Below are 12,465 nucleotides of genomic sequence, written 5' to 3'. Positions count from 1 at the left end.
CGGGTTAGGCTCTCCTTGCCGGACCAGGCTTGTCATATGCCAGCTTTTCGAACGGAGCCGCCCGATGTCGACCGCCGAGCCCACCCGCACCACGGCCCTCAGCTTCCGCAGTGCCGTCGACTCGGACGTACCGGCTCTGGTGGCGCTCGTGGAGTCGGCGTACCGCGGCGACGTGAGCCGCGGCGGCTGGACGACCGAAGCGGACCACCTCGACGGGCAGCGCACCGACGAGCGGGGCGTGCGCGAGGTCATCGCGGCGCCCGACAGCGTCCTCCTCGTGGTCGAGCGCGACGGTGAGCTCGTCGCCTGCTGCCACCTCGAACACCGCGGCGACCACGCCTACTTCGGGATGTTCGCCGTACGCCCCGCGCTCCAGGGCGCCGGCCTCGGCAAGGAGATCATGGCCGAGGCCGAGCGCCGGGTGCGCGAGCTGTGGGACGCCAAGGAGATGCGCATGACCGTGATCAACGTGCGCGAGGAACTCATCGCCTACTACGAACGACGCGGTTACCGGCGCACCGGCGAGCTGACCCCGTTCCCCTACGGCAACGAGCGCTTCGGCATACCGCGCCGCGCCGACCTGGCCTTCGAACTGCTGGTCAAGCAGCTCTGAGCCGGGCGGCGCAGCCCCTCGGCGCATCGCGGCCCCAAAGGCTGAGCCGGGGCCGGAGCCGGATCAGGCGGTGAAGCGGCCCGTCCGCCGGATCTCCGGCAGGTCGGTCACCGCGCCGTCCAGCTCCAACGCCCGTGCCAGCTTGAGCCGTTCCTGGGTGTTCACCGTCCAGCCCACCACCCGCAGACCGGCCGCGTGCGCCGCTTCGACGGTCTCCAGCGTGAGCCGCCGGATGTCGAGCGCCAGGGTCCCGGCGTCTGCGGCCGATGCCCGCTCCACGACGTCCTCGCCGTAGCGGCTCGCACTCAGCACCGTCCGTACCCCCGGTACCAGCCGGGCGATCCCGGCGAGCACCGCGTCGTCCCCGGAGGAGACCTCCACCCGGCCGGTCAGGTCCCGCCGCAGCAGCACCTCCGCCAGCACCTGGGCGCAGGCCCGGTCCCGCACCGAGGCCACCAGCGGCAGGCCGACCGCGTCCAGCACCTCTTCGAAGACCGGCACCCGCTCGCCCTGGCCGGCGTCGAGCCCGCGCAGTTCCGCGAGGGTCAGATCGGCGACGGCCCCCGCGCCGTCGGTGGTCCGGTCGACCTCGGGGTCGTGCAGGACGACGAGTGCGCCGTCCTTGCTGAGCCGGAGATCGAGCGCGATCACGTCCATGCCGCTGCGCTGCGCGCGGACGAACGACCGGAGGGTGTTCTCCGGCTCGACACCCATGACCCCGCGGTGACCGATGGTGAGGAAAGTCAAGGTTCTCTCGCTTCCGTCGACGGCGGCTCCCCGCGCGGTCGCGGTGTCCCGACCGGCCGCGTGGTGAGGACGCATGCTAGTGCGCCGACGGTGCGTTGGGACCGCCCGTGCGGCGCCCCGGCAGGACCCTCCGGCCGGTTCCCGCCAAGGGTTGTGCACGGGGCCCGGGCTGCCGCGCCGTCACCCTGCCGTGGGCGCGTCCCCGCTGTCTTGACCCGGCGCGTCCCCGCGGCCCGACCCGGGCGCACCTCTTGCTTCTTCGAGATATGACTACTAGTCATATTCCTAATAGGAGTACGTCCAGGCACGACAGGCACCCCTGGAGGCACCGTGAAGTTTTCCGTGATCTTCGAAGCGCAACTCGCCGACCCGACCGTCGAGCGCGAGCACCAGGTCATCCGGGACTCCGTGGAGCAGGCCGTCCTGGCCGAGCGGATGGGCTTCGACCGGATCTGGGCCGTCGAGCACCACTCGCTCAAGTGGTACAGCCACCTCAGCGCTCCGGAGATTTTCCTGACCTGGGTCGCGGCCAGGACGCACACCATCCGCATCGGCCACGGCGTCGTGTGCATGCCCTTCAACTTCAACCACCCGGTCCGGGTCGCCGAGCGGGCCGCGATGCTCGACCTGCTCTCCGGCGGCCGGCTCGACCTGGGCGCGGGGCGCGGCGGCACCCTGCAGGAGACCTCGCTGTGCGGCGTGGACCGGCACCGCACCGCGCAAGAGGTGGAGGAGGCGCTGCGGATCATCGGCCGGGCCTGGCAGGAGGACGAGCTGGAGTACCACGGCGAACTGATCGACATCGATCCGCATCCCGTCCTGCCCCGCCCGCGGCAGACCCCGCACCCGCCCCTGTTCCTCGCGTGCAGCCGCGCCGAGACCCTGCGGCAGGCGGCCGAACTGGGCGTCGGCGCCCTCGTGATGGGCTTCGCCGGGCCGGAGTCGGTCGCCTCGATGCGCGCGGCGTACGACGCGGCCATCGCCGGACGGGACGGTTCGCGGTTCGTGTCGAGCGAGGTCAACGACCACTTCTCGGTGCTCTGCCCGACCATCGTGCTCGACGACCCGGCGCGGGCCCGCCGGATCGGCCTGCGGGGCCAGCGCTTCTTCGCCCAGTCCATCGGCCACTGGTACGGCGGCGCGGGCGTCCCGGACGAGGCGGTGGTCGCGGGCGCCGACGAGGGCGCCGCCCTGCGCGGGGCCGCCGAGCAGGTGGTGGCGCGGCTGCACGAACTCGACGTCCCGGTCCGGCCCACCGCCACGGCCACCTTCCACGCGGACCACGCCTACGGCGGCGCCGAGGACGCGATCGCCCACGTCGAACGGCTCCGCGAGGCCGGGGCGGACGAGGTGATGTGCCTGATCCAGATGGGCACGGTGCCGCAGGAAGCCTGTCTGGAAACCCTGCGGCAGTGGGGCGAGAAGGTCATCCCGCGCTTCCGGGAGGTGTGAGCGGCGCCCCGGCGAGGTAGTGACCCACGCGCGACCCCTCTGGAGGTGCCCCTGATGCAGTCCGTCCCGCCGCCCGCCCCGCCGCCGCGGCCACTCCCGGACCCCGACCGGCTCGATCCCGGGGTCCGCCCCTTCGTGGACGCCCTCTCCGACCTCTTCCCCGACATCGGCGGCCGGGTCACCGACGCCGCCACCGCCCGCCGGATCCTGGCCGACGTCCCGGAGTCCCGGGGCCCGCCGCCCGCCGTCGGGTCCGTGGCGGACCGCGAGATACCCGGGCCCGAGGGCGCGCCGCCGCTGGCGGTGCGCGTGTACCGCCCAGACCCGGAGCGGTGGCCCGGACCCCGGCCCACCGTGGTGTTCTGCCACGGCGGCTGGGTGCTGTGCGACCTCGACACCCACGACACCACCGTGCGGGAGCTGTGCCGGGCCTCCGGCGCGGTCGTCGTGTCCGTGGACTACCGGCGGGCCCCGGAGGCCCGCTTCCCCGCCGCCGTCCACGACGTCCACGCCGCGCTGAGCTGGACGGGCGGGCACCTGGCCGACCTCGGCGGTGATCCCGGCGCCCTCGTGGTCGCGGGGGACAGCGCGGGCGGCAACCTCGCCGCCGCGGCGCTGCTGCTGGCCCGGGCGCGCGGGGGACCGCCGGTCGCCCTCCAGGTGCTCCTCTACCCGGCCCTGGACGCCGCCCTGGACAGCGGCTCCGCGCGGCGCAACGCCGAGGGCTACTTCCTGACCGCCGCGCACGTGCGCTGGTTCTGGGAGCAGTACCTCGGGCCCGGCGGGGACGGCACGGATCCGCTGGCCTCGCCGCTGCGCGCGGACCTCGCCGGGCTCCCGCCCGCGCACGTGGTCACCGCGGGCTGCGATCCGCTGTGCGACGAGGGGGCGGCGTACGTCCGTGCGCTCCGCGAGGCGGGCACGAGCGCCCACGAGGATCATCACCCCGGCATGTTCCACGGGTTCCTGGCGCTTTCCGGCCTGCTGCCCGCGGCCCGCCATGCCCTGGACGGCGTAGGCGAAGCGATCGCCCGGACGGCATCCAGCGGGAAGAATTGCGGCGAGGGCGGGGGTGATGCAGGATAATTTCCCGGATCGCCACTTGAGCAGGAGGGCCTCGCATGCAACCCTGTCCTGACGTGAGGTTCTCCTGTGGAGGAAGTGACATGACGGAAACTCTTGTGCCGGGACCGGTCGGTGCCGTGATAACCGCCGGAACGCGGGTGGTGGACCACCCGGCGTGGCCCCAGCTCAAGGCCGCCGTGGAGGAGATCCGTCCTTGGCAGGCCAAGGACGGGTCGATCGACTTCGAGGCCGCGGGCGCGCCCACGCGTCTGGAGGCCGAGGCCGTCGTCGAGCGCATGATCGACGCCGTGGAGCAGCTGTCGCCGCTGCTGCCGCACTCCCTGGACTACCACCGCGCGCTGGTCGCGGACCTGCGCAAGTACGCCGCGGACGGCTTCGGCGTGCCGGACTTCCTCGACTCGCTGCTCGCGTTCCACCCGGCCGCCGAGCGCGCCGACGGGCTCCAGCACCTCGTGGTGTTCCCCATGTACACGCAGAACGGGAACCCCGACCGCAACTTCGAGGCCGTCGTCCTCAAGATGGTGTGGCCCGAGTGGCTCGCCGAGCTGGAGCGCACGCGCTACGACAACCCGCTCTTCCTCGGCATCACCTTCGAGGACTTCACGGCGGGCTACGACACCCACTCGGCCGTGCTCTTCCCGGAGACCATCGCGGTCCGCGAGGCGCCCGAGCGCTTCACCTGGGGCGGCATCTTCTGCGACCGCGAGGCCGCGCGCTTCCGCAAGGTCACCGAGGCGGCCGTGGACATCCTCGGCATCACCCTGCCCGCGGACATCGCCGCCATGGTCACCGACCAGGAGCGCTGCGAGAAGGCCTTCGTCCTGTGGGACATGGTCCACGACCGCACCCACAGCCACGGCGACCTGCCGTTCGACCCCTTCATGATCAAGCAGCGCCAGCCGTTCTGGATGTACGGCCTGGAAGAGCTGCGCTGCGACCTCACCGCCTTCAAGGAGGCCGTGAAGCTGGAGTCCGAGGGCAACGAGCACGGCCGTGACGTGCAGTACGCCGTTCTCTTCGACCGGATGTTCCGCTTCCCGGTCTCCGGCGACCGCACCCGCAACTACGACGGCCTGGGCGGCCAGCTGCTCTTCGCGTACCTCCACAAGCACGACGTCGTGCGCTGGACGGACAACACGCTGAAGATCGACTGGATGCGCGCCCCGCAGGTGACCAACCAGCTGTGCGCCGAGATCGAGGAACTCTACCGGGCGGGCATCGACCGCCCCAAGCTGGTTCACTGGTTCAAGGCCTACGAGCTGGTCGCGACCTACCTCGCGCCGCACCCCGGCTCCCGCTGGGCCAAGGGCCCCGACGCCCTGGACCTGACGCAGCCGCCGCGCAAGCTCGTGGACGACGTGCTTCCGGACGAGTTCCCCCTCAGCATGTTCTACGAGGCCCTCGCCAAGAAGCTCAAGGGCGTCATCGCCTCGACCAAGGGGATCACGGCGCTGAACGCCGAGGACCGCACGAAGGAAGAGCGGGTCGCCGCGTGAGCGCTCGCGCGGAGGAGGCACAGCGGATGAACGGCTCCGGGAACGGAAACGGAAAGCTCAGCGGAGCGGTCGTGGCGGTCGCGGGAGCAGGCGGGCCCGCGGGCCGCGCCACCCTGGTCCGCCTCGCCGAGGCGGGCGCCACGGTGATAGCGGCCGACGCGGACGCGGCGCGCCTCGCGGAAGCGGTCGACGCCGCCCGCTACGCCCACGGCGGGGCCACCGTCACCGGTGACACCGTCGACCTGCTCGACCTGCACGCCACCAAGGAGTGGGCGGCCAGGACCGAGAAGGAGTTCGGCTCGGTCGACGGGGTGGTCCACCTCGTCGGCGGCTGGCGCGGCAGCTCGTCCTTCACCGAGACGGACCTCGCGGACTGGGACTTCCTGGAGAAGCTCCTCATCCGCACCGTCCAGCACACCTCGCTCGCCTTCCACGACGGCCTGCTGCGCAGCGGCCGCGGCCGCTACGTCCTGGTGAGCCAGTCCGGTGCGCACAAGCCGGTGGCCAACAACGCCGCGTACAACGCGGGCAAGGCGGCGGCCGAGGCCTGGACGCTGGCCCTCGCCGACTCCTTCCGCAAGGCGGGAGGCGACGACGGCCCGGGCGCGGCGGCTGCGATCCTGGTCATCAAGGCACTGGTGCACGACGCGATGCGCGCCGAGCGACCCACTGCGAAGTTCGCGGGCTTCACCGACGTCAAGGAGCTGGCCGAGGCCATCACCGGCGTCTGGGAGAAGTCCGCCACCGAAGTGAACGGACAGCGTCTGTGGCTGACCCCGCAACCCTGAGGACCGATGCCCGCCGGCACCACGACCCCGCGGTGCGCGGCTTCGCGAGCGACAACTACGCGGGAGCGCATCCCGAGGTCGTGGCCGCGATCGCCCTCGCCAACGGCGGCCACCAGGTGGCCTACGGCGACGACGAGTACACCGAGCACCTGCAGAAGGTCATGCGGAGCCACTTCGGCCCGTACGCCGAGGCCTACCCGGTCTTCAACGGCACCGGCGCCAACGTGACCGCGCTGCAGGCCCTGACCGACCGCTGGGGCGCGGTGGTGTGCGCGGAGACCGCGCACATCAACGTCGACGAGGGCGGCGCGCCGGAGCGGATGGCCGGTCTCAAGCTGCTCACCGTGGCGACGCCGGACGGCAAGCTCACGCCCGAGCTGATCGACCGGCAGGCCTGGGGCTGGGAGGACGAGCACCGGGCGATGCCGCAGGTCGTGTCCCTCACCCAGAACACCGAGCTGGGCACGGTGTACACGCCGGACGAGATCCGGGCCATCTGCGAGCACGCGCACGCCCTGGGCATGAAGGTCCATCTCGACGGGGCCCGCATATCCAACGCGGCGGCGTCGCTGGACGTGCCGATGCGCGCGTTCACCAACGCGGTCGGCGTCGACGTGCTGTCGTACGGCGGCACGAAGAACGGCATGCTCTTCGGCGAGGCCATCGTGGTCCTCAACCCGGACGCGGTCCGGCAGATGAAGCACATCCGCAAGATGTCGATGCAGCTCGCCTCGAAGATGCGGTTCGTCTCGGTGCAGCTCGAAGCGCTGCTCGCCAAGGACCTGTGGCTGCGCAACGCGCGGCACGCGAACGCGATGGCGCAGCGGCTGGCGGCGGGCGTGCGCGAGCTGGACGGGGTGAAGATCCTCTACCCGGTCCAGGCCAACGCCGTGTTCGCGCGGCTGCCGCACGAGGTCTCGCGCCGGCTGCAGAAGCGTTTCCGGTTCTACTTCTGGGACGAGGTGGCGGGCGACGTGCGCTGGATGTGCGGGTTCGACACCCAGGAGGACGACGTGGACGCCTTCCTCCAGGCGCTGAAGGAAGAGCTGGCGCGGTAAGTCACGAGCTCGCACCGCATGCATGGATATACCCCGTCTCGTAAATCTATAGATTTCCGGGGCGGGGTATACCTATGCTCCCGATCATGGAACTGATCCCGGAACACCCAGGCCTCGCGCCCTATCTTGCGGCGGACGAGGTCATCGACCACGGCCACCCGCTGGTCCGGCAGACCGCCGACACCCTCTGGGCCGCCACCGGCGACGCATACACATACGCGGAATCGGCCTTCGCGTTCGTCCGCGACACCATCCCGCACTCGAACGACGCCGGTGACCTCCGCGTCACCTGGCGGGCCTCCGACGTATTGGAGCGGCGCACCGGCATCTGCTACGCCAAGGCCCACGCCCTGACCGCGCTGCTGCGCGCCCGGGACATCCCGACGGGGCTCTGCTACCAGCTCCTCGGCGACGACGACGGCTCCCGCGCCGTGGTCCACGGCCTGATCGCCCTGCGGCTGCCGGGCCGGGACACCTGGTCCCGGCTGGACCCGCGCGGCAACAAACCGGGCGTGGACGCCCGGTTCTCGCTGGACACCGAGCAGCTGGCCTTCCCCGTACGCCCGGAGCTGGGCGAGATCGACTACCCCGGCCTGTACGCCACCCCGCCCGCGCCGGTGCTGCACGCCCTGCGCACGGCCCCCGACCGGGTGGCCCTCTGGGACCTGCTGCCCACGGGGCTCCAGGCGGCCTAGCGGGGTGCGTCGCGCGGAGCGTCGGCCGCCGACGGTGCGGGTGGTGCGAGCGGTGGTGCGGCGAGCGGCTCGGCCGCAGGGTCGACGGGGACGGCGGGGCCCGTGGTCAGCCGGTGCAGTAGCGCGGCGGCGAGCTGGAGGGCGGCGATGCCGAGGACCAGCATCCAGGGCGGCCGGGCCGCCGCGAGACCCACCAGGGCGGCGCCCGCCGCCGCCGCGGTGATCTTGAGCCCGGCCCCCAGGGTGAACACCTGCGCCCGCACCGCTTCCGGCGCGTGCTCGGCCCGGATCCGCAGGGTCGCCGTCAGCAGCGGCCCGTCGCACAGTCCCGCCAGCGCGAAGCAGGCCGCGGCGAGCGCCGGCGTGGGCGCGAAGGCGGCCCCGATCAGCACCACCCCGGTACCGGTCAGGGCCCAGCGGGCCAGCCGGCCCGGATCGTCTGCCCGCCCGGAGGCGCGCCGCCGGGCCAGCAGCAGGGACCCGCAGAGCGCGCCCACCGCGAAGGCGGTCATCAGGACGCCCCCGGCCCCGGGGGCGCCGAGGGCGCCCGCGAGCAGGACGGCGGTGGTGCTCAGGGCGCCGATGCCGACGAAGGCCAGGGTGGTCGCCGCGGAGACGGCCCGCAGCTCGCGGACCCGCCACAGGGCGGCGAAACCGCCGCCCGCGGTGGGCCGCGTCCGCGCGGTCCGCGGGCGGGCGCGCGGGTCCTCGTACGGGAGCAGCGCGGCCACGACGGCGGCCACCGCCCCCGAGCAGGCCAGCGCGGCCATCGCGGGCCCCGCCGAGCCGAGCGCGGCGATCAGGCTCACCACGGCCGGGGCCGTCACACCCGCCGCGTTGTAGGTCGCCGCGTCCCAGGCGTACGCGCGGTCGCGCCCGCCACCCGCCGGGACCAGCGAGGCCACCAGGCTCGACAGCCCGCCCGTCACCATCGGTCCGCAGCTGCCGCCGGCCACCGCCACCGCGATCACCACGGGCACCGGCGCCCGGCCCACCAGCACCGACAGGGCCGCCACGGCCAGCGTGAAGCACACGAGAGCGCCCACGTGGAACAACCGGGGGCGCGCGGTCCGCGCGGCGGCCGCGCCCGCGAGCGGGGCGGCCAGCACGTGCGGGGCCAGCCACGCGGTCAGGACGAAGGCGCCGTCCGCGGCGCTCCCGGTCCGCTCCAGCGCCAGCAGCACCAGCGCGATCCCCATCCCCTCGGACGCGAACCGGCCGGCCAGCGCGGCGGCCAGGTACCGCTTGAATCCGCGCATGCGGTCACCACCCCCGGTCGAGACGCTACCGCGCGCCGGTGGACGGAGGGTGGAGATGCCGTGAGGGGCCGCGCGGGGACGCGGCGACCGGGCCGGCGGCGGGGATCCGGCCGGCCCGGGGGCTCAGTCGGCTTCGCGGACCTGCGCCGGGGTGGGCGCCGTACCGCCGAGGTGCGCCGGCAGCCACCAGGCGTCGTCCGTGCCCTTCGGCTTCGCCGGGTAGGCCCGCTGCGCCGCCTCCAGCAGCTCCTGCACGCGCTCGCGCAGCCGCCGCGTGATGGCTCCGGCGAACTGGTCGGCCGGCGCGTCCATCGGCTCGCCCACCCGCATCGTCACGGGGATGTGACTGCGCTTGAGGTCCTTCGGGCGGCCCTTGGTCCACATCCGCTGGGTGCCCCACATCGCGAGGGGGATCAGCGGGACCCCGGCCTCCTGCGCCATCCGCGCCGCACCCGACTTGAAGCTCTTCAGCGTGAAGGACTGCGAGATCGTCGCCTCGGGGAACACCCCGATGATCTCGCCGCCGCGCAGGGAGTCGAGGGCGAGCTGGTAGGCCGCCTCGCCCTGCGTGCGGTCCACCGGGATGTGCTTCATCCCGCGCATCAGCGGACCGGACACCTTGTGCCGGAACACCGAGTCCTTGGCCATGAAGCGGATGAGCCGCTTGGACGGCCGGGCCGCCATCCCGGCGAAGATGAAGTCGAGGTAGCCGACGTGGTTGGAGACGAGCACCGCGCCGCCCTTGCGCGGGATGTTCTCGGTGCCCTTCATGTCGATGCGGACGTCCAGCGCCTTGAACAGCGTGTGCGCCGCGCCGATCACCGGGGGGTAGACGAACTCAGCCATGTGGGGAGACCCCGCTTTCTGCCTGGGGAAGAACTCCCGGCCGTAAGTTACGCCATCGTAGGTACGTAGCCATGGGGATCGTGCCCCATACCTGCCCCGGTAGCCAGTCCAGATGCCCCGACCAGGAGAGATTCTTGTCACGCCGGGAATGTGGCGTACCGCGGGGGTGCTCGCAAGACCGTACGGAGCGGACGGCGGCGGTGACGGGAGAGCACATGCGGGGCCAGGACGGGCGACCGGAGCACGAGACGCGGAGCGAACGGCGGCTGGGACGCGCGGAACTGGGCGCCGAGCCGGGGGAGCGGGCCACCCTGGTCCAGTTCTCCAGCGCCTTCTGCCAGCCCTGCCGGGCCACTCGCCGGATCCTCGCCGAGGTGGCCGCCATGGTCGAGGGCGTCGCGCACATCGAGATCGACGCGGAGGACCACCTCGCCCTGGTCCGGGAGCTGGCCGTCGAGAAGACCCCGACCGTGCTCGTGCTGGACGCGGCGGGCCGGATCGTGCGGCGGGCCGCCGGGATGCCCCGCAAGGCGGACGTGATCGCGGCCCTGGGCGCGGCGATGTGAACCGGTGCGCGCGCCCCCACGCAGCGTGACGCGCCCGACATCTGGCCGCTGTCGCTTGACTGGGCGCGCCGGAGATCGCCAGGCTGGCGGCATGCGGTACGAACTCCTGCTTTACGGACGGGTCCCCGCCGGGCCCGCCCGGTACGCGAGCGCGCGCTGTCGGGGCCGTTGACCGCCCCACCCCCCTCCGGCGACCCGGCCGGGGCAGACGACGCGGCAGAAGGAAGAGACACACCGATGACGGCGCTGACCGCCACCACGGACACCACCGCGAAGGACACCAGCGCGAAGGACACCAGCGCGACGGACCCCACCACGACGGGCATCACCGCCGCGGGCCCGACCGCTCGCGAGGAGAACGGCGCCGCCGGCGCCGCGGGCGTCCTCCCGGGCTCGCCCGACCTGCTGCGCTCGGTCTTCCGGCAGCACGCCGCGGGCGTCGCGGTGATCACCTCCGAGACCGGCGGGCGCCCGGCGGGATTCACCGCCACCTCGCTCAACTCCGTCTCCGCCGACCCTCCGCTGCTGTCCTTCACCATCGGCACCGGGTCCTCCAGCTGGCCCGCGATACGCGACTCCGAGCACGTCGGGGTGCACATACTCGGCGAACACCAGCGGGACCTGGCCGGACTCTTCTCCCGGAGCGGAGCCGACCGCTTCGGCCCGGCCACCGCCTGGGCCGCAGGGCCGCACGGGGTCCCGCTGCTGGACGGCGTCCTGGCCTGGCTGGTCTGCCGGATCGTGGCCCGCGTCCCCGCGGGCGCGCACCGGGTGATCATCGCGGAGGCGGTCGCCGGTAACCCCGCCGGGGACGGCCGCCCGCTGCTCTACCACCAGGGGCGCTTCAACGCGTTGCGGGACTGAATCGTCCCTGCTGGGGCCCCTTGCCCCGGCGTTGGCAAGGTCACAGTTAGGCGGCCTTGCCACCGGGGAAGACCAGGGGTGTACTGACGAGTAACATTCCCTTCGGAGCGCGGACCGCCCCGACCGGGATCGGCCCGACAAGGCGCCTATGCTGCCTGCATCAAGGCAGCACCAGAAAAGACGATGCAGTAGGAGAGCCGGCGTGAGCTTGAGGATCGTTGTCTGTGTGAAGTACGTGCCCGACGCCACCGGCGACCGGCACTTCGCCGATGACCTGACCGTCGACCGCGACGACGTCGACGGCCTGCTGTCGGAGCTCGACGAGTACGCCGTCGAGCAGGCGCTGCAGATCGCCGACGAGGCCGACGACGCGGAGATCACCGTCCTGACGGTCGGCCCCGAGGACGCCAAGGACGCGTTGCGCAAGGCGCTCTCCATGGGCGCCGACAAGGCGATCCACGTCGAGGACGACGATCTGCACGGCACCGACGTCATGGGCACCTCGCTGGTGCTCGCCAAGGCGATCGAGAAGGCCGGCTACGACCTGGTCATCACCGGTATGGCGTCCACCGACGGCACCATGGCCGTCCTCCCGGCGATCCTGGCCGAGCGCCTGGGCGTCCCGCAGGTCACCCTGCTCTCGGAGGTCAAGGTCAAGGTCGAGGACGGCACCGTCACCGGCCGCCGTGACGGCGACACCGCGAGCGAGCAGCTCCAGGCGTCCCTGCCGGCCCTCGTGTCGGTGACGGACCAGTCGGGCGAGGCCCGCTACCCGTCCTTCAAGGGCATCATGGCCGCCAAGAAGAAGCCGGTCCAGGCGTGGGACCTGTCCGACCTGGAGATCGAGGCGGACGAGGTCGGCCTGGAGGGCTCCTGGACCGCGGTCGACTCCGCGACGCAGCGCCCGGCCCGCACCGCCGGCACGATCGTCAAGGACGAGGGCGAGGGCGGCAAGCAGCTGGCCGAGTTCCTGGCCGGCCAGAAGTTCATCTAAG

Annotated in this window: 13 protein-coding genes; 10 read left to right on the top strand and 3 right to left on the bottom strand. The window is 72.7% G+C overall.

Annotation, left to right across the window (positions count from 1 at the left end):
- The first annotated feature begins 64 nt into the window (after positions 1 to 64).
- Complete coding sequence (locus AC0693_RS24665; RefSeq protein WP_469316196.1) at positions 65 to 613, top strand: GNAT family N-acetyltransferase; 549 nt, start codon at positions 65 to 67, stop codon at positions 611 to 613.
- Between the two features lie 63 nt (positions 614 to 676).
- On the opposite strand, the gene AC0693_RS24660 is transcribed toward AC0693_RS24665, so the two are convergent.
- A complete protein-coding gene (locus AC0693_RS24660; RefSeq protein WP_478802898.1) occupies positions 677 to 1,360 on the bottom strand; it encodes a glycerophosphodiester phosphodiesterase in 684 nt (227 codons plus the stop codon).
- Positions 1,361 to 1,690: 330 nt separating this feature from the next.
- On the opposite strand from AC0693_RS24660, the gene AC0693_RS24655 reads away from it, so the two are divergent.
- From AC0693_RS24655 to AC0693_RS24630, 6 genes are all read left to right on the top strand, one after another.
- Positions 1,691 to 2,812 carry an LLM class flavin-dependent oxidoreductase gene (locus AC0693_RS24655; RefSeq protein ID WP_478802897.1) on the top strand — a complete coding sequence of 374 codons (1,122 nt, stop codon included), beginning with the start codon at positions 1,691 to 1,693 and terminating at the stop codon, positions 2,810 to 2,812.
- A 54-nt stretch (positions 2,813 to 2,866) separates the two neighbouring features.
- A complete protein-coding gene (locus AC0693_RS24650) occupies positions 2,867 to 3,898 on the top strand; it encodes an alpha/beta hydrolase (protein WP_478802896.1) in 1,032 nt (343 codons plus the stop codon).
- An 80-nt stretch (positions 3,899 to 3,978) separates the two neighbouring features.
- Positions 3,979 to 5,394, top strand: a complete 1,416-nt coding sequence (locus AC0693_RS24645; protein WP_478802895.1) for a DUF6421 family protein — start codon at positions 3,979 to 3,981, stop codon at positions 5,392 to 5,394.
- A 26-nt stretch (positions 5,395 to 5,420) separates the two neighbouring features.
- Positions 5,421 to 6,182: an SDR family NAD(P)-dependent oxidoreductase gene (locus AC0693_RS24640; protein ID WP_478803038.1), complete on the top strand. Its 762-nt coding sequence runs from the start codon at positions 5,421 to 5,423 to the stop codon at positions 6,180 to 6,182.
- The gene (locus AC0693_RS24635) at positions 6,179 to 7,240 is read left to right on the top strand and encodes a threonine aldolase family protein (protein ID WP_468464084.1); all 1,062 of its coding nucleotides are present in this window, start codon (positions 6,179 to 6,181) and stop codon (positions 7,238 to 7,240) included. The genes AC0693_RS24640 and AC0693_RS24635 overlap by 4 nt, the downstream gene beginning before the upstream one ends.
- 86 nt (positions 7,241 to 7,326) lie before the next feature.
- Positions 7,327 to 7,935: a transglutaminase-like domain-containing protein gene (locus AC0693_RS24630; protein ID WP_478740165.1), complete on the top strand. Its 609-nt coding sequence runs from the start codon at positions 7,327 to 7,329 to the stop codon at positions 7,933 to 7,935.
- Here the strand turns inward: AC0693_RS24630 and AC0693_RS24625 are convergent.
- A complete protein-coding gene (locus AC0693_RS24625) occupies positions 7,932 to 9,194 on the bottom strand; it encodes an MFS transporter (RefSeq protein WP_478802894.1) in 1,263 nt (420 codons plus the stop codon). The two genes, AC0693_RS24630 and AC0693_RS24625, sit on opposite strands and share 4 nt — an antisense overlap.
- A 123-nt stretch (positions 9,195 to 9,317) precedes the next feature.
- Positions 9,318 to 10,040 carry a lysophospholipid acyltransferase family protein gene (locus AC0693_RS24620; RefSeq protein ID WP_469316201.1) on the bottom strand — a complete coding sequence of 241 codons (723 nt, stop codon included), beginning with the start codon at positions 10,038 to 10,040 and terminating at the stop codon, positions 9,318 to 9,320.
- Between the two features lie 215 nt (positions 10,041 to 10,255).
- On the opposite strand from AC0693_RS24620, the gene AC0693_RS24615 reads away from it, so the two are divergent.
- The 3 genes from AC0693_RS24615 (at position 10,256) to AC0693_RS24605 (ending at position 12,464) form a co-directional block, all read left to right on the top strand.
- The gene (locus AC0693_RS24615; protein ID WP_469331645.1) at positions 10,256 to 10,606 is read left to right on the top strand and encodes a TlpA family protein disulfide reductase; all 351 of its coding nucleotides are present in this window, start codon (positions 10,256 to 10,258) and stop codon (positions 10,604 to 10,606) included.
- 237 nt (positions 10,607 to 10,843) lie between these two features.
- Positions 10,844 to 11,470, top strand: a complete 627-nt coding sequence (locus AC0693_RS24610; protein WP_469331647.1) for a flavin reductase family protein — start codon at positions 10,844 to 10,846, stop codon at positions 11,468 to 11,470.
- 202 nt (positions 11,471 to 11,672) lie between these two features.
- Complete coding sequence (locus tag AC0693_RS24605; RefSeq protein WP_478802893.1) at positions 11,673 to 12,464, top strand: electron transfer flavoprotein subunit beta/FixA family protein; 792 nt, start codon at positions 11,673 to 11,675, stop codon at positions 12,462 to 12,464.
- Position 12,465: the final 1 nt, after the last annotated feature.

Source organism: Streptomyces sp. NPDC043876 (assembly GCF_056435825.1).
Note: the sequence above shows the minus strand (reverse complement) of the source record. Positions and strands in the feature narration are given on the sequence as shown.